11 protein-coding genes are annotated in these 20,251 nt (G+C 64.6%); 3 read left to right on the top strand and 8 right to left on the bottom strand.

Features of this window, described 5'->3' with window-relative positions:
* Nucleotide 1: 1 nt before the first annotated feature.
* Nucleotides 2-1,399, top strand: a complete 1,398-nt coding sequence (locus MesoLj_RS01635; RefSeq protein ID WP_056569240.1) for an NAD(P)(+) transhydrogenase (Re/Si-specific) subunit beta — start codon at nucleotides 2-4, stop codon at nucleotides 1,397-1,399.
* 72 nt (nucleotides 1,400-1,471) lie between these two features.
* Here the strand turns inward: MesoLj_RS01635 and MesoLj_RS36215 are convergent, their stop codons facing one another.
* Nucleotides 1,472-6,904, bottom strand: coding sequence for an autotransporter domain-containing protein (locus MesoLj_RS36215; RefSeq protein ID WP_274609145.1), 5,433 nt, complete (start codon nucleotides 6,902-6,904; stop codon nucleotides 1,472-1,474).
* A 219-nt stretch (nucleotides 6,905-7,123) separates the two neighbouring features.
* Nucleotides 7,124-8,041: a hypothetical protein gene (locus tag MesoLj_RS01605; RefSeq protein WP_202324866.1), complete on the bottom strand. Its 918-nt coding sequence runs from the start codon at nucleotides 8,039-8,041 to the stop codon at nucleotides 7,124-7,126.
* Between the two features lie 163 nt (nucleotides 8,042-8,204).
* Between MesoLj_RS01605 and MesoLj_RS01600 the strand changes: the two genes are divergently transcribed.
* Nucleotides 8,205-9,554, top strand: a complete 1,350-nt coding sequence (locus MesoLj_RS01600; RefSeq protein ID WP_244735267.1) for an alpha/beta hydrolase family protein — start codon at nucleotides 8,205-8,207, stop codon at nucleotides 9,552-9,554.
* An 80-nt stretch (nucleotides 9,555-9,634) separates the two neighbouring features.
* On the opposite strand, the gene gyrB is transcribed toward MesoLj_RS01600, so the two are convergent.
* From gyrB to MesoLj_RS01585, 3 genes are all read right to left on the bottom strand, one after another.
* Nucleotides 9,635-12,106 carry a DNA topoisomerase (ATP-hydrolyzing) subunit B gene (gene gyrB / locus MesoLj_RS01595; protein WP_140770117.1) on the bottom strand — a complete coding sequence of 824 codons (2,472 nt, stop codon included), beginning with the start codon at nucleotides 12,104-12,106 and terminating at the stop codon, nucleotides 9,635-9,637.
* 161 nt (nucleotides 12,107-12,267) lie between these two features.
* Nucleotides 12,268-14,886 (bottom strand): caspase family protein, encoded by a 2,619-nt coding sequence (locus MesoLj_RS01590; protein WP_202324865.1) that lies wholly within the window; start codon nucleotides 14,884-14,886, stop codon nucleotides 12,268-12,270.
* Between the two features lie 87 nt (nucleotides 14,887-14,973).
* The gene (locus MesoLj_RS01585; protein WP_202324864.1) at nucleotides 14,974-15,543 is read right to left on the bottom strand and encodes an NADPH-dependent FMN reductase; all 570 of its coding nucleotides are present in this window, start codon (nucleotides 15,541-15,543) and stop codon (nucleotides 14,974-14,976) included.
* A gap of 198 nt (nucleotides 15,544-15,741) precedes the next feature.
* On the opposite strand from MesoLj_RS01585, the gene MesoLj_RS01580 reads away from it, so the two are divergent.
* Complete coding sequence (locus MesoLj_RS01580; protein ID WP_140770111.1) at nucleotides 15,742-17,109, top strand: cytochrome P450; 1,368 nt, start codon at nucleotides 15,742-15,744, stop codon at nucleotides 17,107-17,109.
* A gap of 174 nt (nucleotides 17,110-17,283) precedes the next feature.
* On the opposite strand, the gene MesoLj_RS01575 is transcribed toward MesoLj_RS01580, so the two are convergent.
* The 3 genes from MesoLj_RS01575 to MesoLj_RS01565 form a co-directional block, all read right to left on the bottom strand.
* A complete protein-coding gene (locus tag MesoLj_RS01575; protein ID WP_140770109.1) occupies nucleotides 17,284-18,261 on the bottom strand; it encodes a complex I NDUFA9 subunit family protein in 978 nt (325 codons plus the stop codon).
* A 110-nt stretch (nucleotides 18,262-18,371) separates the two neighbouring features.
* Complete coding sequence (locus MesoLj_RS01570) at nucleotides 18,372-18,824, bottom strand: DoxX family protein (RefSeq protein WP_202324863.1); 453 nt, start codon at nucleotides 18,822-18,824, stop codon at nucleotides 18,372-18,374.
* Between the two features lie 342 nt (nucleotides 18,825-19,166).
* The gene (locus tag MesoLj_RS01565; protein WP_202324862.1) at nucleotides 19,167-20,168 is read right to left on the bottom strand and encodes an Ldh family oxidoreductase; all 1,002 of its coding nucleotides are present in this window, start codon (nucleotides 20,166-20,168) and stop codon (nucleotides 19,167-19,169) included.
* Between the last annotated feature and the right edge of the window lie 83 nt (nucleotides 20,169-20,251).

Below are 20,251 nucleotides of genomic sequence, written 5' to 3'. Positions count from 1 at the left end.
CGTGACCGTCAATCTCGCTTCCTTCCTCTACCTCGTCTCCGGCATCCTGTTCATCCTGGCGTTGCGCGGCCTGTCGCATCCGACCACCAGCCGCCAGGGCAATCTCTACGGCATGATCGGCATGGGCATCGCCATCGCCACCACGCTGGCACTGGCAACCCCGTCGGCCGGCCGCTTCGGTCTGATCGTGCTGGGCCTCGCCATTGGTGGTGGTGTCGGCGCCGTCACCGCGCGCCGCATCGCCATGACCTCGATGCCGCAGCTGGTCGCTGCCTTCCACTCGCTGGTCGGCCTTGCCGCCGTCATGGTGGCGGCCGCCGCCATCTATGCGCCGGAAAGCTTCGGCATCGGCACGGCGGGCGACATCCATGCCCAGGCCCTGGTCGAAATGAGCCTTGGCGTCGCCATCGGTGCCATCACCTTCACCGGCTCGGTCATCGCCTTCTTGAAGCTCGACGGCCGCATGTCGGGCAAGCCGATCATGATCGGCGGCCGCCATTTCATCAACGCCGCCCTTGGCATCGCGCTTGTCGTGCTGATCGTGCTGCTGGTCACGACCGAATCGAAACTGGTCTTCTGGCTGATCGTCGCCGCCTCGCTGGTGCTCGGCATCCTCCTGATCATCCCGATCGGCGGCGCCGACATGCCGGTCGTCGTCTCGATGCTGAATTCCTACTCGGGCTGGGCCGCCGCGGCACTCGGCTTCACGCTCGGCAATCTGGCGCTGATCATCACCGGCGCGCTGGTCGGCTCCTCCGGCGCCATCCTGTCCTACATCATGTGCAAGGGCATGAACCGAAGCTTCATCTCGGTCATCCTTGGCGGCTTCGGCGGCGAGACGGCCGCTGCGGCGGATGACGGCATCGAGCGCACCGTCAAGCAGGGCTCGGCCGACGATGCGGCGTATCTGATGATGAACGCACAGAAGGTCATTATCGTGCCGGGCTACGGCATGGCGGTCGCCCAGGCGCAGCACGCGCTGCGCGAAATGGCCGACAAGCTCAAGGCCAACGGCGTCGATGTCAAATACGCTATCCACCCGGTTGCCGGCCGCATGCCCGGTCACATGAACGTGCTGCTCGCTGAAGCCAATGTGCCTTACGACGAAGTCTTCGAACTGGAGGACATCAACTCCGAGTTCGCGCAGGCCGACGTCGCCTATGTCATCGGCGCCAATGACGTCACCAATCCTTCGGCTCGCGACGACAAGTCCTCGCCGATCTACGGCATGCCGATCCTCGACGTCGACAAGGCGCGTACCTGCCTGTTCGTCAAGCGCTCGCTCGGCTCCGGCTATGCCGGCATCGACAACACGCTGTTCTATAAGGACGGCACCATGATGCTGCTCGGCGACGCCAAGAAGATGACCGAGGAAATCGTCAAGGCCATGGATCACTGATCCGGCAGCAGCGTTGCGATGCAAAAGCCCGGCAGGTGCCGGGCTTTTTTCTTGCAGGCGGGCAGGGCACCGTCAGAACCTGATGTTCAGGTCGGCCCGGAATGCATGATTGCGAGCCTGTTTTGCGATCTGGCCGTTATAGGCTAGGGCAAGCGTCGCGCCGGGGGTAACGGCAAGGTCGAGTCCAGCTTCGGCGATGGCGCTATCGCTGGCGATCGGAGCCCCGGCGATAGTGAAGGCGGACGAGCCTGCGAAAGCCTGGGTGATCGTCGGCGTCGTATCGCCATAGGCATGCTGCCAGCCGATTGTGCCGCGCGCGGTGGCTTTCAGGCCGCCAATGGCGAAGTCGCCGGAAGCGCGCAGCCCCAATGTGGTAAAGGTGACGTCGTTGGAGCCGCCCTCCACGGCCAGAGCGGCAGCGCCTCCCGTCTCATGGAAGCCGCTGGTACCCAGGTTGACATAGGCGAGGTTGGCGAAGGGCTCGAACCCGATGCCGCCTGCCTTGATGGTGTAGCCGAACTCGCCGAAGGCCTGGCTTGTGCCTGCCCGGTAGTTGCCGCTCAGGCTGTCGGTGAAATCGGGGAAGGCGACCGAACGGCCAGTGTCGATGTTGCTCCATGTGTAGGCAAGGCCCGTGCGGAAGGCGAGCGCGCCCCATTCGCCGCCGCCATAGATGCCGAGATGATAATTGTCGCTCGATGCCGAGCCCTGGTCGGTATTGAAGCTGGAATGACTGTAGCCGGCGAGCATGCCGGCGAGCCAGTTGTCGGTGACGAAGCCATCGGCGCCAGTGACGAAGCCACCGGTCGAGTGCGAGAGTTTTGCGGTGTTGCCGTTGCCGTCGATGCTGCCCCAGGAGCCGAAGGCCGAACCCCAGGCTGTGAAGCGTTGGGTCGAGACCGAGCCGGTAGGCAGGCTCGCATCGTCGCCGTAGGCCATCACCGGCAAGGGCGCCTCGCTCGGGTTCGCAAAAGCCGACTGCAGCCGGTTGTCGATCGCATCGCGCAGTTTCTGGCTGTCCGCGATCAGGCCGGTCGCGGTCGAGCCGTGGATTTCACCTGACAGCCCGTTGAATGCCGCACGCGCCTCGTCGGCCGACAGAAACAGCAGCTTGTTGTACAATGCCAGCGACGGGCCGCTCTGCTGCAGCGTGTCCAGCGCACCGGCCGTCTCCTTGCTGTTCGGGCTGTCGGCGACACCGGCGAAGGACACGCCTTTCACGGCGATCTTGAGGTCGACGCTGTCGGTATCCTGCGAAAGTTGCCCGAACAGGAAGGCCGAGTTGGACAGCACGACCGGATCGAAGCTGCCCTCGACGCCGCCGTCGGCGGTCAGGATCGTGTAGGTCTTGCCTGTCGTGTAGCTGGTCTGGCTGTCCAGCGCCTTCACTTCGACCTTGCCGCCGCCAAGCGTCGCCTTGCCGCCGGCAGCGATCCTGTCGCTCGAGCCGTTGCCGGCAAGCTCGACCGCGAAGATCGATCCTGCTGTCATCGTCACATCCCCGTTCACCGTCAGCGTGCCGATGGAATTGCCCGGCGCGGCTGTGCCTCCGGCGTTGACCGTCAGTGCGCCGATCGTGCCGATGCCGCCGAGTGCTCCACCGTTGTTGACGGTCACGGCACCGGCGAGGCTGGCGCCGGCATGGCTGTCGTCGCCGACGATCAGCTTGCCGCCGCTCACCACGGTTTCGCCAGTATAGGTGTTGATGCCGTTGAGCGTCAGCTTGCCGCCCTCGAGTGCCAGCTGACCACCCGATGCGGCCGAGGCGCAGCTTGCTCCGTCCGTGCCGCAGTCGCTGATCGATCCGTCGAAGACGCCATTCGCATTGGTCACATGCAATTTGGTGCCGCCGAGATAGACAGCGCCGCCGCCTGTCAGCGACTTGACCGATACGCCCGCCGTTGCCGTGCTTGCCGAAACGTCGAGGACGCCATCGGCTGCGATTCCGCTCGAGGTGGCCAGGCCGCCGTCACCCGAGAGGCGGAGCGTGCCGCCATTCTCGATCGTGGTGGACCCGGTGAAGCTGTTGATTCCCGACAGGTCCAGCAAGGCGCCATCGGCCACCACCAGGCTGCCACCGGTCCCGTTGCCCAGACCGCCGTCCTGGATCACGCCCGCGAACTGGGAATTGCCGGTAACCGTCAGGGTCTTTGCGCCAAGGGCGACAATGGAGCTTCCTGCAAGATCGCCAATGCCATTGACGCTGGTGTTGGTGTCGGCCTGCGAAATGTCCAGGGTTGCGCCGCCCTTGCCGAAGCTGATGGCGGCCGAATCGGCAATTGAGCCTTTGCCCTTGATGGCCAGCGTCGCACCGCTATCGATGAACGTCGTACCCGTATAGGTGTTCTCACCCGACAGGGTCAGCGTGCCGCCGGCGATCTCCAACTGGCCGAGAAGCCCGTTGTCGCTGATCGTTCCGGCGAATTCGGATCCCGCGTTGCCGATGATGAGACGCTTGGCTCCGAGATAGACAGCGCCGGAAGACGACCCCGCGAGATCGACGATGGTCGAGCTGGTGGAGATCGTTCCCGAGATATCGAACGTGCCATCTTCGACTGTGACTTTGGAATTGGCAATGCCGCCGGCATGGCTGAGAGCAAGCGTACCGCCTTCGATCCTGGTGGCGCCGGAATAGGATTGGCTGCTCTTCAAGGTGAATGTTCCGGTACCGGTCTTGGTCAACCCCGTCGTGGCGTGCGCGCCGTCCTCGATCAGGCCTTCGAAATCGGTGGAGGAGTTGTCGCCGCCGATGGTCAGTATCGCGTTGGTCGTGCCGCCATTGGTGAGCGTTCCCTGGCCCGTCAGCGAGCCGGCTTCCTGATTGAATCCGCCGAGATCCAGCGTCGCGCCGCTGTCCACGGAAAACGCGCTGCTGGCGGAGAAGGCGCCGGCAATGCCTGCCGCCAACGTGCCGCCGGTGATTGTCGTCGTGCCGGAGTAGCTGTTTTGCCCACCGAGCGTCACGGTGCCGGTCGTGGATTTTTCGAGCTTGCCTGTTCCGGTCAATGCCGCCGAGATCGCCCCCGCCTGCAGGTCGAAAATTCCCGAAGAACTCAACGTGCCGTTCTCGATCGAGCCCCCGGCCAGGGACACGCCGCCATCCTGTGTCTGGGTCGTGCCGCCGAGGTCGAGTGTTCCGCCATTCACGGCAAGGCTGTTGGTGGTAGCCCCCAGTGTTCCGCCGCCGCTGATCTTCAGCGTGCCGCCGCTGACACTGGTTCCACCTGTATAGCTGTTGGCACCGGACAGCACCTGTGTGCCGCCGCCGGTCTTGGCGAGTTTCAGGGAGCCACCGCCGCTGCCATCCTCGATACTGCCGGAAAAGGTCGCCGTGCCGCTCGTCGCGCCAAGCGTCAGCGTGGCGTTTGTCGCCGCGCCGTTGGAGACCGTACCGCCGCCTGCCGATCCGTCGTCCGAGAGCGACGCGACCGTGTTCGAAAATCCATTGAGCTGCAGTTCGGCCCCGCTCGCGATCGAGAACGCGGAACTGGCCGACAGCGCCGAGGTCGACAGCGCCTGGACGATGCCGGACTTGATGACCGTGTTTGCGGAATAGGTGTTGGAGCCGGCGAGGTCGGTTGTCCCCGAGCCCAGGAAGGTCAGTGTGCCGCCCCCGCTCGTGGCGTCCGTGATGTTCCCGTTCAGCCCGAAAAAGTTGCCGTTGTTGTCGATGGATCCGCCCTTGGCGGTCAGCGAGATATCGTTGGCGACGGTGAAGGATCCGCCCGCCTGCAAGGTGGCGCCGTCCAGGGTCACATCGCCGGTGCCAAGCGCCGAGGACACGATCGCGCCGTGGCTGCCGACGGTGTCGACGCCGACGACGATCGTGCCGGCACTGATCAGCGTGCCACCCGAATAGGTGTTCGCGCCCGAGAGCGTCAGAGCGCCGGCGCCGGTCTTCTCCAGCGAGAAGGAACCGCCGGATTCGGAAATTACTCCTGACTGTTCGGCCGAGCCGGTGTCGACGTTGAGCTTGGTGCCGTCGGCGTCGAGTTCGATCGGGTTGGCGACGGTGATGCCGTCGGCATAGTCGATCGTGGCGCCCAGTGCGGTGATGGTGCCCGTGCCCGCCGCGCTGCTGTTGCCGAGGCGAACCCTGCTCTGGACCGACATGCCGCCGGCGAAGGTATTGGCGCCGTTCAGCACAACCGTGCCGCCTGTGATCGCGATCGCCGCGCCGCAGCTCGGGCCGGCCACGCAGCCCGCGCCATAGCTCTGGCCGGTCGGCAGGCTCGACTGGCTGTCGTCCGCGATCGTGCCGTTGATGGTGAGTGTCCCGATCGGATTGAAGGTGGTCACAGTGCCCGACATCAGGAAAAGATCGCCGCCGGCGCCCGCGCCGGCTGTATACCCACTCCCGCCGGAGGCGGTGCCGCCCTCGAACGAGCCGTCGGCAATGGTGATGGAGGCGCCGGAACGCACGAAAACGGCGCCGCCGAAACCAGCGCCGCCGCCACCCGACTGGTAGGCATACCCGCCGCCGGCGCCGGGGGTGCCGGGACCGCGCATGTAGCCATAACCGCCGCCTGCGCCGCCGCCGAAGCCGCCATTGCCGCCGTTGCCCCACGCGCCCATGCCGCCGCCGCCGCCGCCGAAGCCGCCACTGCCGGCGACACCGAAGCTGGTGGTGTCGCCGCCGCCGCCGCCGAAGTCGCCGCCGTTGCCGGCACGGCCGGAGTCCGACGCGCCGCCGCCACCGCCGCCTTCCGTGCCATCGCTGTTGGGGTTGCCGCCCATGCCGGTCGGCAGTCCGCCGCCGCCGCCATTGGGGCCGGCGCCGCCATTGATGCCGCCGCCCTGACCCGCTCCATTGGAGCCACCGTCGCCGCCGGGGCCGGTGCCGCCAACGGACGGCGGGCTGCCATAAAGTGCTACGGGAGCGCCGCCGCCGCCGCTGTAACCGCCGCCGCCGCCGCCTGAGCTCTGACCGCCCCCGCCGCCACCGCCACCCAGTCCGCCGCCGCCACCGCCGCCGGATGTTCCGCCACCCGGCACACGGACGCCGCCATTGCCGCCAGTGGCACTGTTGTCGGCGAAGTCGACATTGGCGATCGTCAGCGAGCCGTTGTTGACGAAGATCGCGCCGCCGGCACCCATGCCGCCGCCACCGCCCGCGCCACCGCCGTCATAACTGGCGCCATTGCCATTGCCGCCATCGCCGCCCTTGGCCGCGCCGCCTTTCAGCGTGACGTTTTCGATCGACACAGCCGGCATGGCATCCTGGCTGTTCAGGAAAAAGATTCGATTGTTGCCTTGCGCATCGATCGTGTGGCCCTGGCCGTCGATGGAAATGTTGGTCAATACGGGCGGCAGCAGCGTTGTGCCGAGCGCGATGTCGTTCTGCAGGATGATCCGGTCGCCGCTCGACGCATTGCTGATCGCGCTGGAGAGGCCGGCGGCATCGCTGACCATGATATCGGCGGCTCTCGCCTGGGCCTGCAGGCCAACCAGCGCCGTGCATGCCATAAGAGAACGGAAAAGGATTGAAGTGGTGCTATTCGGCAAGACCCTGTCTCTCCATGCTGACAGGGATCATTCAGATAGCCCAAATTTTTGCCAACGCCACCAAGATGTTGAGGGTCGCCGAACCCCTCCCAAAAATAGTCAGGTGGCGGGCTTCATGGTTGCTGGAAGTAACCCCCGCTGTTTCAAGCAAAGGAGCACGGCGTTGCCGCCGTGCCCTGATCTACCGGAACTGCCCTGAACTGCGGCAGGGATGGCGGTTCAGCGGCTGGTCAGGAAAACCGCTTCCTCTTCGTCGCGCTGCCTGCCGCCGAGGGCCGCGGCGGCGCTGGCGATGAAGGCGCCGATGACCAGCGACAAGGCGCCGAGCAAGGCAAAGGTCGCGCTGCCCTTTCGGGCGGTGTCGGCCGCTTGCTTGGCCTTGACCTTGGCGTCTTCGACCTTGGCGACCATTGCATCGACACGCGCCTTGGCGTCGGCCTCCGAAAGACCGGTGCGGGCAGCAATCAGTTGCGACAGATAAGTCTTGTCGTCGGCCGAAATCTCGCCCGCCGCGGCGCTGGCGACCAGGATGCGCGACGCCTGCCCGACCGCTGCAGCGTCGCTATCTGGATTGGCTCCCGCGAGCTTGGCCGGATCGGCCGGACGGAAGAGCGAATCCACCAGATAGGAAGTCGCATTGTTGGCCGACGCGCCACCGGCATTGGCGGAGGCGCCAGCCGAAGCACCCATGGCAGCGCCCGACGCCACCGTGGAGACCGCCTGCACGCCGGAACCGAGTGCCGCCGAGAGCGCCGAGCCAAGCACGCCGACGACGAGCAAGGTGGCCAATGCCCAGGCGAGGAAACCGTGCGCTGTGTCACGGAAATAGACCTCGTCGGTGTGGATCCCGACCCATTTGGTGCGCAGGCGTCCGGCAAGATAGCCGCCGACGCCGGAGGACAGCCACTGCACGATGATCAGCCAGATCGCGGTCGACACCGCGAAGGTGGTGATCGAGGCGCCGGACCCCGACCATGGCGAAACCATGCTGAGCCCGAGCCCGGAGCCAAGCAGCATGAGGATGAAAGTCAGCGTCGAGGCCGCGAAGGCACCGGCAATGATAGGGCCCCAGCTGACGGCTGTAGCGGAGGATTCTTCTGAGGCGGATAGGTCGATAGCCGGTAAGGTGGGCTGCATCAACGCCCCCTACCGTACGAACAGCATGATGAGAATGATGATCGGAATCGGAATGCCGAGCAACCAGAGCAAAATGCCACGTCCCATGAAGGCCTCCTGTGAGAAACTGTGATCGATGTTGTCACAATGTCCCGGGAGGACTTCCGTTCCGGCGGGTTATAAAATGATTTTGTTTGCCGGCGATGGAACAATTCGGAGCGCCGCTTCGCACAAATGCCTCAAGCGATCATGTTGTTGTGATTTGACCCATAGGCCGAGCCGGGCAAAAGCGGAAATCCGGCTTCGTCCTTGCCTCTCACAAGTCTCGCTGATCCGACCGTCAGCCCTACGAATTTTCTTCGAAGTGCCTTGCCGAGCAGGAAGACAAATGACTCCAAGGAAATTCCAGAAGAAGCAAAAAGCAACGGCCCGGCGCATTTGGGGCCCAGTCAGCCGGCCGCGCTCAGCAATTTTCGCCGGCCTTGTCTTGTTCTCTGGTCTGTTTATCGGGGCCTGGATTCCTGCCGCCGCAGCCGGCACGCCGATTGGCGCGCCGTCGGCCAGTTCAGCCGCCGAAGACACCGCGGATTCTCCAGTGGGCTTCGAAGCCGTGCGCGTTCCCAATGGCGGCGAACCGCCGTTGGTCGCCGGTATCTGGTACCCGACTTCAACCGAGCCGCGCGATGTGCCGCTGGGAAGCTTTACCCAGCACGTCGCGCCTTCGGGGCCGCTAAAGGGCCATGCGCTGCCACTCATCGTGATTTCGCATGGCGGCGGCGGATCCTATGCCGGCCACTATGATACCGCGATCGCCTTGGCGAAAGCCGGGTTCATCGTCGCCGCGGTCAGCCATGCCGGCGATACTTTCGACGACCAGAGCAAGGTGCTGATGCCATGGCGCCGGCCAGCCCAGCTAAGCCGGCTGATCGATTTCATGCTGAAGGACTGGCAGGCGCACGCCGACATCGATCCCCAGCGCATCGGCGCCTTCGGATTCTCCAATGGCGGCTTCACCGTGCTCGTCGAAGCGGGCGGAATACCCGACCTCGACAAGATCGACCCATACTGCGCGGAAAATCCTCGGCACGATCTTTGCACCGCGCTGGCCAAGGCGGGGGTCCATTCCGTTGCAAAAACGGTCCAAACACCGCCGGATGCGTGGAAGCCGGATCGGCGGATCCGCGCCATCGCGGCTGCCGCGCCGGCGTTTGGCTTCACCTTTGACCGTACCGGCCTCGCTTCGGTTCAGATCCCGGTGCTGCTCTGGCGCGCGGCCGACGACCGGCATCAGCCCGACTCCTGGTATGAAGAACACCTTCGTTCGGCGCTGCCTCGACCGCCGGAGTATCATGTCGAACCCCTGGCCGGTCACTATGCGTTCTTGCCGCCATGCAGCGCGCAAATGCGCGGCGCTGCCCCCCAGATTTGCATCGACGAACCCGGCTTCGATAGGGCCGCTTTCCATCAGCGCCTGAACGCCGCCCTGGCAAGTTTCTTCAGCGCATCGCTACAGTCTCAAAGCGCGTCGCACTGAAGCGGATTCAGACGACGCGGCCTTGAGTTCTTGTGCATCTCGCTCTGCCCAAACCGCCGTGCGGTTTTGGGGAACATGCATCAAATATCCAGATTGGCGACCGACAGCGCATTGTCCTGGATGAATTCGCGCCGTGGCTCGACTTCGTCGCCCATCAGCCGCGAGAACAGGCTGTCGGCATCGGTCGCATCGTTGACCTTGACCTGCAGCAGCGAACGCACATTCGGGTCGAGCGTGGTCTCCCAGAGCTGCTCGGCATTCATCTCGCCGAGACCCTTGTAGCGCTGCATGGTCAGGCCCTTGCGGCCGGTCGCAAAGACCGCGTTGAGCAGCGCCAGCGGCCCCGAAACGGTTTCCGACACATCCTTGCGGCGCAGCACCGGTGGCGTCCCATAGACATCACTGAGGCGTTGCGCGTAGCGGTCTAGCTGACGGGCATCGGCCGAATTGATCAGCCCCATGTCGAGATGGGCATATTCCTTGACGCTGCGCACGGTGCGCTCGAACACATAGCCGCCGCTGCCGTCGTTCGAGGTCGACATGCGGCCGGTCCAGCCGCGCTCGGTGTCCTCGGCGATGATGTCGAGGCGTTGCGCGATCCGCTCCGCCATGGCGTTGGCGCCGCCGAGATCGCCGAAGACCTCGGGGTTGAGCCCGCCGGCGATCGCAGCCTGCTCGACGACGTTGCGGTTGTAGCGTGTGTGCAGGCCGTTGATGAGCTGGCGCACAGCCAGCGCATCGGCCACGGCACTGTGCAAATCCTGTCCGGTCCGCACTTCACCCGAGCCCAGCGTAAGCGAGGCCTCCTCCAGCCCTGAATCGATCAGGAACTCCTCGAAGGCGCTTTCATTCTTGATGTATTGCGAGCTCTTGCCGCGCGTCACCTTGTAGAGCGGCGGCTGGGCTATGTAGAGATGGCCGCGCTCGATCAGCTCCGGCATCTGCCGGAAGAAGAAGGTGAGCAGCAAGGTCCTGATATGGGCGCCGTCGACGTCGGCGTCGGTCATCAGGATGATCTTGTGATAGCGCAGCTTGTCGGCGTTGAACTCGTCCTTGCCGATCGACGTGCCGAGCGCGGTGATCAGCGTGCCGATCATGTCGGACGAGAGCATGCGATCGAAGCGGGCGCGCTCGACATTGAGGATCTTGCCGCGCAGCGGCAGGATGGCCTGGTTCTGGCGCGAGCGGCCGCCCTTGGCCGAGCCACCGGCCGAGTCACCCTCGACGATGAAGATTTCCGATTTTGCCGGGTCGCGCTCCTGGCAGTCGGCCAGCTTGCCCGGAAGCGAGGTGACGCCGAGCGAGGTCTTGCGGGTGATGTCGCGCGCCTTGCGCGCTGCTTCGCGCGCCGCCGCGGCCTGGATCACCTTCTCGATGACCACCTTGCCTTCCGTCGGATGCTCTTCCAACCAGGTGCCGAGCGCCTCGTTGACCAGCCCCTCGACCACCGGCCGCACTTCCGACGAGACCAGCTTGTCCTTGGTCTGCGAGGAGAATTTCGGGTCGGGAACCTTGACCGACAGCACCGCCGTCAGGCCCTCGCGGCAATCGTCGCCGATCAGCGAGACCTTTTCCTTCTTGGTCTGCCCCGAGGATTCGCCGTAGCCGGTGATCTGGCGCGTCAGCGCGCCACGGAAGCCGGCCAGATGGGTACCGCCATCGCGTTGCGGGATGTTGTTGGTGAAGGCCAGCACGTTCTCGTGGTAGCTGTCGTTCCACCACATCGCCACTTCGACGGTGATGCCGTCGCGCTCGGCCTTGATGGCGATCGGCTTCTCGATCAGCGGTTTCTTGACCCGGTCGAGATATTTGACGAACTCTTCGAGGCCTCCATCATAGTGCAGTTCATGCCGCACGATGTCGGCGTGACGGGCATCGGTCAGAACGATGCGCACGCCGGAATTGAGGAAGGCGAGCTCGCGCAGCCGGTGCTCCAGCGTGCCGAAGTCGAACTCGACCATGGTGAAGGTCTCGGCCGACGGAAAGAAGGTGATCGAGCTGCCGCTGCGGCCCTCATAGGTGCCTGGCTGCTTGTCCTGCTCGTAGCTGCCCGTCGCCTTCAGCGGCGCATCGGCATTGCCGTGCGTGAAGCTCATCTCGAAGATCTGGCCGTTGCGGCGGATCTTGAGCTTCAGCCATGCCGAAAGGGCGTTGACCACCGAGACGCCGACGCCATGCAGGCCGCCCGACACCTTGTAGGAGTTCTGGTCGAACTTGCCGCCGGCATGCAGCTGCGTCATGATCACTTCGGCGGCCGAAATGCCTTCGCCGGTGTGGATATCGGTCGGAATGCCGCGGCCATTGTCGATTACCGTCACCGAACCATCGGGGTTGAGCGTCACAGTGACGAGATCAGCGTGGCCTGCCAAGGCCTCGTCGATGGCGTTGTCGACCACCTCATAGACCATGTGATGCAGGCCGGAACCGTCGTCGGTGTCGCCGATATACATGCCAGGGCGTTTGCGGACAGCATCCAACCCCTTCAAAACCTTGATGGAATCGGCGCCGTATTCGGCCTCGGCGCCGTTGGTGTTCTCGGTCTGGTCGCTCATGAAAACCTATTGTCTAGATGCCGCTTGTACAGCGCGAAAAATCGGCCCCGAATCGCGCGTCTGATATGCACTAGATATAGGCGCTAAAGGCGGTTTTTCCAAGGTTTGCGGGCATTTCCCCGGGGATGAGCCGGCTGTCCATGGCTGGCTCCCGTCGGGCGCTATTTCGCCTTGGCCACGCGCTCCCTGAGAAACTTGATCATGAACTTGTATCGCGGCGCCAGCCGCCCGGTCCGGTCGAGTTCCAGCGTCATGTCGAGCGCCTGGGAAAGTACCGCCTTGGGGTTCTTGGCGACCTGGGCGTAGTCGACCATGGCGACCACCAGGTCGCGCTGCCATGTCGCGTTGTCAGGGTCGGACCGGGCAAGCTGCTGGCGGATGTCGAGGCTGTCCTGAAAGGCCTGCCGTGCACCTTTGACGTCGCGCTGCTTGACCTTGAGCATGCCGATCTCGGACAGCGTGATCGACAGGTCACGTTGCCAGTCGGCATTCGCCGGATCGAGTTTCGCCAGCCTGTCGGCGATGGCGAAACTGTCCATGTAGGCTTTGAGCGCCCCGTTCTGGTCGCCCTGAATGGCGAGAACCCCGGCGACCTTTTCGATGGATACCGAAAGGTCGCGCTGCCAGTCGGTGTTGTTCGGGTCGCCGGCTGCCAGAACGCGGGATATTCGCAGCGCCTCCTGATAGGCGGCCAGTGCCTCCGGCCATTTTTCCTGGTCGCTCAGCGCATTGCCGATCTTGGCGTTGCCGACCGACAGGTCGCGTTTCCACTCGCTGTTGTCGGGATCGCGGCTGACCAGTTGGTCGACGATCGCGTGGCTCGCCTGGTAGGCCGCGAGCGCACCGGCGGCATCGCCGCGTTCGCGCTTGAGATCGCCGATCGTCTCATGGCTGACGGAGACGTCGCGCTGGCGCTCGGCATCCCGCGGCTTCTTCTCGGCCAGCGCCAGCCGGATCTTCAGGCTCTCCTCATAGGCCGCCTCGGCATTGTCGAACTGGCCGGCGCTGTGCGCCAGATTGCCGATCTCGTCATAGGTGATGGTCAGGTCGCGTTGCAGGTCGGCGCGCTCGGGTTCGTTGGCGGCGAGCTGTTTCTTGATCGACAGGCTTTCCTGATAGACCTGCGAGGCGCCCGCCAGATCGCCTTGCGTCACCAGCACGTTGCCGATCTTGTCGTCGGCCATGGCGAAATCGCCGAACCATGGCAGGCGGCCGGGTTCGGCCGCGGTCAAATCCATGAGCATGGTTCTGGCGGTCCGGTAATTCTCCAGCGCGGCCGGCAGGTCGCCTTGCGCCATCCTGATATTGCCGAGCTTGATATGGCTGACGGCAAAGTCGCGCTTGACGCTCGGATCGGTTTCCCGGGCGGAGCGCAATTCGAGATTGGATACGAGCGCCGAGAAGGCGCGGCCCGCGGCGTCGGTGTTGCCGACAAGGGTGTAGAGCTTGCCGAGTTCGTCCAGGGTGCGGATCTGGCGGTCGGCATCCTCCAGCGCCAATGAGGACTGCCCGGCCTCGCCATAGAGCGAGAGCACCGTTTCATAGTCCTTGATGGCGGTGGCGTAGTCGAGGTCGGCGCGCGCCGCACCGCCGGACAGATAAAGCGTCGCGGCCTCGGACAGGGTGCGGCTGACGAAATTGACCTTCAGCGCCTGGCGCGAGACATTGTCGATGTCGGCTGCCTTGGCGAGAAGGGTGCGGGCGCCATCGAAGGCGCCGAGCGAAAGCTGTTCCTGGGCCTGCCGGCGCAACTCCGCCACCCGCGGGTCGTCGGAGGCGAGCGTCTTCATTTCGCCGCGCACCTTGACGAAGGCGTCGGCAGCCTCGCGCAGCCGGGCGTTCAGGCTGTCGGCGGAGAGATGGCTGGCGTCGGCGCTGATCAGCGCGCCATAGAGCGGCGCCAGCGGCATGTCGGCGTCGCTGGCGATCTGCTCGACCTCGCCGCGCATTTCCGGAGTCACATCGGCCATGGCCAGCAGCAGGCGTTCGCGCTCCGGCAGTTGTTCCTTGGCGGCAGTGGCGAAGAATAGCTTCGGCAGGCCGCTCTCGACATAGGGCAGCTGTTTGCCGCGTGTGAGATCATAGACCTCCTGCTGCACCAAGGTCAGCACCGAGCGGATCTCGAGCCCGTCCGTGCCGAGATATTTGGTCAGTGCCGTCGTGAAGGGTGAGTTCTGCCCGGTACCGTCGGCGGCCGTCTCGCCGGGTGCGGCCGAAAAGGCGAACAGGATGTTTTCCGCTCGCCCGACGCGGCCGAGGCCTGGCTTGACCTTTTCGGCGACATCCTTCGCCAGCGAGGTCGCGCCGCGCCCGTCACCGCTGCCCCCTGAGAACGGATCGCTGCGGCAGGCGTCGAGCACGATCAGCCCGACCTTGGCGGTGGCGGCGACGGCGTCGCGCACCTCTTCCAGCGGCAGGCTGGTCTTGTCCAGTTGGTCGAGCGAGGAGGCGTCGGCATCGACCGGCAGCAGCCGGTTGTCGCCGGCGATTTCGACGCCATGGCCGGAGAAATAGACCAAGGCCACATCGGCGCCCCTGGCATCCTCGCGAAAATCGTCGAGGGCGCGGCGCATGCGCCTGAGGTCGCGATTGGTTTCGAGCACGACCTCGAAACCGAGTTTCTTCAGCGCGGCTTGCATGGCCTCGCCATCATGAAGGGGATTGGCAAGCGGCCGGACCAGCCGGTAGTCATCCTCGGCGATGACCAGCGCCACGCGCCGTTCCGCGACCGCGGTGGCGGTGGTCGCAAGCATCAGCAGCAAGGCAAACAGCAAACGCAAGTCGAACCGCCCCCGGCTCAGTCCTTTGCCGACCATTCCACCTCTTCATGGCGCGGGCAAGCCTGGCATTTGGCCAAACCGGCTCCTTCAGCCGGCGCGCATCGGTTTCAACGCCTCGCTCCAGCGCAACAGCTCGTCCAGCATGGTCCTGGCGCCACCGGCCACCTGGTCGCTGGCGCTGAAGGCACCGTTCTCGTCGAGCAGCTTCTGGTACATCGGCAGCGCGACGCCCTCGGGGATCGGCATGATCCCCACGGCGGCCAACAGAGGCTTCAGCGCCTGCGCCGCGCGCAGGCCGCCGGAGACGCCGCCATAGCTGAAAATGGCGGCGGGCTTGTACTTCCATTCGCGCGCGAGGTAGTCGATCGCGTTGATGATCGCGGGCGCCGCGAAATAATTGTACTCCGGCGCCACGAAGACAAAGGCGTCGGCGGCGTCGATCGCCTTCGACCACGCCTTGGTGTGGTCGTTCTGATAGTTGCCCAGCCTCGGATGATGCGGCTCGTCGAGCACCGGCAGGTGAAATGCGGCGATGTCGGTCAGCACCGGTTCGAATTTCCCGTGCTCGCGCGCGAACGTCTCCAGCCATTCCGCAAAAACAGGACCGGCGCGTCCTGGCCGCGTGCTGCCGATGATGATGTTCAACTGGTGCTTCAAGACAGGCTCCTTTGTCGGCGGTATCTGTTGGTGACTGTCGCTACGGCAGAGCGTCCCGTCGGACAAGCTTGGACGCTAGGCGCAGCGGTCACGATCGGATGAACAGACTGTCTGCTTCGTGCCGCGAAGTGCCTGCCGTTCGGTCACATGGACGTCCGGGGTGCCAGCCACTACATTGAAGCAGCAGCGGAGCACTTCATGGACACTCAGCCCGCCCCCTTTGTTCCTCCCGCACCGAAGCCGCGTACATCGCCGCCTTCGACGCTGGAGATGATCCGCATCGTCTACCGCAATCCGCTCGAACTCTGGGGCGAGCCGACCTACAACGAACCCTGGATTTCGGCCAAGGGCGCCGGCGGTCCGCTGGTCATCGCCAACGATCCCGGCCTCATCCGCCATGTTCTGGTCGACAACGCCAAGAACTACAAGATGGCGACGGTGCGCCAGAAGATCCTGCGCCCGATCCTGCGCGATGGCCTGCTGACCGCCGAGGGCGAGGTCTGGAAGCGGTCACGCAAGGCGATGGCGCCGGTGTTCACGCCGCGCCACATCTTCGGCTTTGCCCAGCCGATGCTGAAGCGCACGCTCGAGTTCGTCACCCGCTACGAACAGGGCGGCACATCCGACATCGCCCATGACATGACGCTGCTCACCTACGACATCCTGGCCGAGACGCTGTTCTCCGGTGAGATCGCGGGCGAACCGGGCAGTTTCGCCAACGAGATCGACCGTTTGTTCGAGACCATGGGCCGTGTCGATCCGCTCGACCTGTTGCGCGCGCCCGACTGGCTGCCGCGGCTCACCCGCATCCGCGGCCGCAAGACCATGGCCTATTTCCGCAAGATCGTGACCGATACCGTCAAGATGCGCGAAGAGAGATTCAGGCGTGATCCCGATGCCGTACCACAGGATTTCCTGACGCTGCTGCTCAAGGCCGAAGGCCCGGAGGGGCTGACGCGCCCGGAAGTCGAGGACAACATCATCACCTTCATCGGCGCCGGCCATGAGACGACGGCGCGTGCGCTTGGCTGGACGCTTTATTGCCTCGCAGAATCGCCATGGGAGCGCAACCGGGTCGAGCAGGAAATCGACCAGGTTCTGGCGCGCGAGCCCGATCCGACAAAGTGGCTCGACGCCATGCCGTTGACCCGCGCCGCCTTCGACGAGGCGCTCCGGCTCTATCCGCCGGCGCCGTCGATCAACCGCGAGCCGATCGTGCCCGAGATGTGGAAGGATCTCTATATCCCCAAACACGCGGCCGTTCTGGTGATGCCGTGGGTTGTCCATCGTCACCGGAAGCTGTGGGACCGGCCAGATGCCTTCCTGCCCGAGCGCTTCCACCCGGGGAACCGTGAAAAGATCGACCGTTTCCAGTATCTGCCGTTCGGAGCAGGCCCGCGCGTCTGCATCGGCGCCAGTTTCGCCATGCAGGAGGCGATCATCGCGCTCGCCATCCTTTTGTCGCGCTTCCGCTTCGACACCACGGCCGAAACGAAACCCTGGCCGGTGCAGAAATTGACGACCCAGCCGCAAGGCGGACTGCCGATGCAGGTCACGCCTCGCTAGAGCAATTCCAGGAAAAGTGTATAACGGTTTTCCGTCCGGAATTGCGTAAAAACAAATAGTTAGAGCGGTTCTGCGATTCCGTGAAACGCTGAGCCGCTCAAGGCATGCCGATATTCAGGTGATGCCGGCCTGCGAACGATGGCGGCCCGACCTGAATATCAACGCACCTTGGGGTTATGCTGCGGGCTTGCGCTGCTGGAACTGGCCGGCGGCGCGGAAGCGCCAGAGGTAGCTCGGCAGGATCGTCGCGATCGACTGCGGCTGGATGCCAAGCCCGGCAAGTGTCCGGTTGGCCTTGGCGGCGGCGTCCGAAACGATGTTGTGCTCGCGCAGCTGCATCACCTGGTCCTTGGTCAGCAGCGGATTGGGCAACAGGCCGAGGATCGAGGCCTGGATGTTGGCCACCCACCACGGCACCGGGACCAGCAGGCGCTTGCGCTCGATCACCGCGAGCAACTCTTCCATGCACTCCTTGAAGGTGAGCACGTTGGGGCCGCCGAGCTCGTAGATCTGGCCGCCATTGATCTTGCCATCGACCGAGCGTGCCACCGCCTCGGCGACGTCGCCGACATAGACCGGCTGGAACTTGGTCTGGCCGCCGCCGATCAGCGGCAGCACCGGCGAATAGCGCGCCATGTTGGCGAAGCGGTTGAAGAAGCTATCTTCGGGTCCGAAATTGATCGACGGCCGGAAGATCACGGCGTCGTTGATCGTCTCCAGCACCGCCTTCTCGCCAAGCGCCTTGGTGCGCGCGTAACCCGATTCGGAGCCAGCATCGGCGCCAAGCGCCGAAACATGCGTCAGCCCGGCGCCAACGGAGCGCGCGGCCTCGGCGACGGCGCGGGCTCCGAATTCATGCACGGCGGAGAATCTCTGCCGGCCGCTCTCATGCAGGATGGCAACGAGATTGACGACATGGTCGGCCCCTTGCACGGCGCGGTCGACCGACCAGCGCACCCGCACATTCGCCTGCACCGGCTGGATCTGGCCGACATTGCCGAGCGGCTGCAAATGGCCGGCAAGGTCGGGCCGCCGGCAGGCGACCCGGATGCGGTAGCCGCGCTTGGCCAGCGCGCGCACGACATGGCGGCCGACAAAGCCTGACCCGCCAAAGACGACGACGAGCTTTGGGGTCTGCAGGATTTCGGTCATGGCGGGCTCCGGCGCACTTTCCAGATGGCTTGGCTGAAGCCGTTTCATAGTCCGTTTTGCGCCAAAGGCAAAGGGTGACGCGTCGTCGCGTCACCGCTCTCGAAAGCTTGTTAGAATGCCTTGCCGATACGGGCGTCGACCGAGTGGCGGTTGCCGCCGCGAATGACGAAGAAGAGCAGGATCGCCGCCCACAGAAGCGACTTCTCTGCACCGGAAAAGCCCTGGCCCATGGTCACCCAGTGGAACCAGACGGTGACCAGCAGCACGAACAGGCCGGCGAAAGCGGCGGGGCGCGTCAAAAACCCGATGGTGATGAAAATGCCGCCGAAAAATTCGGTGCAGGCCAGAAGCAACGACCACAAGGCGCCGGGATAGAAGCCGAGGCCTTCGACCATCTCGGCGGCGCCGAACGGATTGGTGATCTTCTGCGAACCGTGGATGGTGAGAAAGATGCCGGCAACGGCGCGCAGCAGGGTTTCGCCGGCATCGTGCAGCGACGAATACAGGCGGCCAAGCGCCGGAATGATCAGCTTGCCGTGGGAAGCGTCGGTGGTTGAGGACATCGTGGCTCCTGTTGTTGTGATGATCCCCTTGCAAACGCCCGATGGTTCCCACCAAGTCAAGTTAACAAAAGTTAACTTTCACAATCATGTTTATGTGCGCAAAATGAAACGCAGAAAACCCCGCCGAAGCGGGGTTTTCCGGGTGAAGCTCATGTCGAAACCAGGGTCCAACGAGACGGCCTGACCTGAGACGGTATCAGCTTGGCGTGAAGCAAGCACGCCCGCCCCAGCCCTGGACGCATCCGACAGAAGACACCGACCGGGCACCCCAACCCGGACAGTCATGGGTCGCCGCGACGCGCGCAAAGGTTCACCAAGGCGCGGAAAAAATCGTCGATTTCTTCAGGCCGAATAACGTTCGGCGAATTCCGAAATCCGCTGCACCACCGCCTTGGGCGCGGTGATGCCGCGCGCCTGTGCCTTCTCGGCCGCCTCGGCCCGGGCGCGGCCCGGCACATGCACGCCAAAGCGGCGGCGCAGGCGGTCAAGCTGGTCCTTCATGCGCTGCTCGAAATCCGGGTCAAGCAGCTTGGGCTCGATGGCCAGCACGAACAGGCCGGTTCCGGGGCTGTCCGCCCCACCGGTGAACCATGGCGCGTCGAGCGACCAGTTGGCCCCGGAAATGCCCGCCGCCAGCACTTCGACCATCAGCGCGATGTTGGCCCCGCGCTGGCCGCCAAAGGCAAGCATGGCGCCCTTCATGGCCGCTGCCGGATCGGTGGTCGGGTTGCCGCTGGCGTCCAGCGCCCAGCCTTCGGGAATTTTCTTGCCGTCCTCGGCCGCCTTGCGGATGTTGACGAAGGCGGTGGCGCTCGAGGACTGATCGATGACAAGCGGCGCGCCGTCGGCGGCCGGCGCGGCAAACGACATCGGGTTGGTGCAATAGACCGGCTTGACCGAGCCCGAGCCGGCAAGCACGGCCGGGCCGTTGGTGGCGGCGAACGATACCAGTCCCTGTGCAGCCAGCCTTCCGGTGAAATAGCCAAGCGCGCCGCATGTATAGGCGTTCTTCTGCGAGAAGATGGCAACGCCGAACAGTCTTGCCGCCTTGGCGAGATCGTCGATCGTCCGGTCGAAGCCGGTATGCGCCAGCCCGCCGCGTGCGTCGGAGAGATAGACGGCCAGCGCCGGCCTGGTGATCACCGGATCGGCATTGCCGTCGATGCGGCCGGCCTCGAGGGCCTCGAGATAGTCGATGAAATGCGAAAGCCCGACGGCCGAAAGCCCTTCCGCCTCGGCTGCGATAATCGAGGCCGTGAGCGATTGCGCGGCCTCTTCATTGGCGCCGGCGCCGAGTGCCGCCATCCGGCACAGTCCTCTTGCCTGGTCGAGACTGAGTTGCATTATGGCCGTCCTGGGGTCGCGAGAACTGGTTGAGTTGGTCGGGTCCGTGCGTAGCAGCAGATGAACCGGCGTTTGTGTTGAAA

The sequence above is a fragment of the Mesorhizobium sp. 113-3-9 genome (genome assembly GCF_016756515.1).
GTDB lineage: Bacteria > Pseudomonadota > Alphaproteobacteria > Rhizobiales > Rhizobiaceae > Mesorhizobium.
The sequence above is the reverse complement of the archived record's forward strand: the minus strand, read 5'-3'. Positions and strand labels throughout refer to the sequence as shown.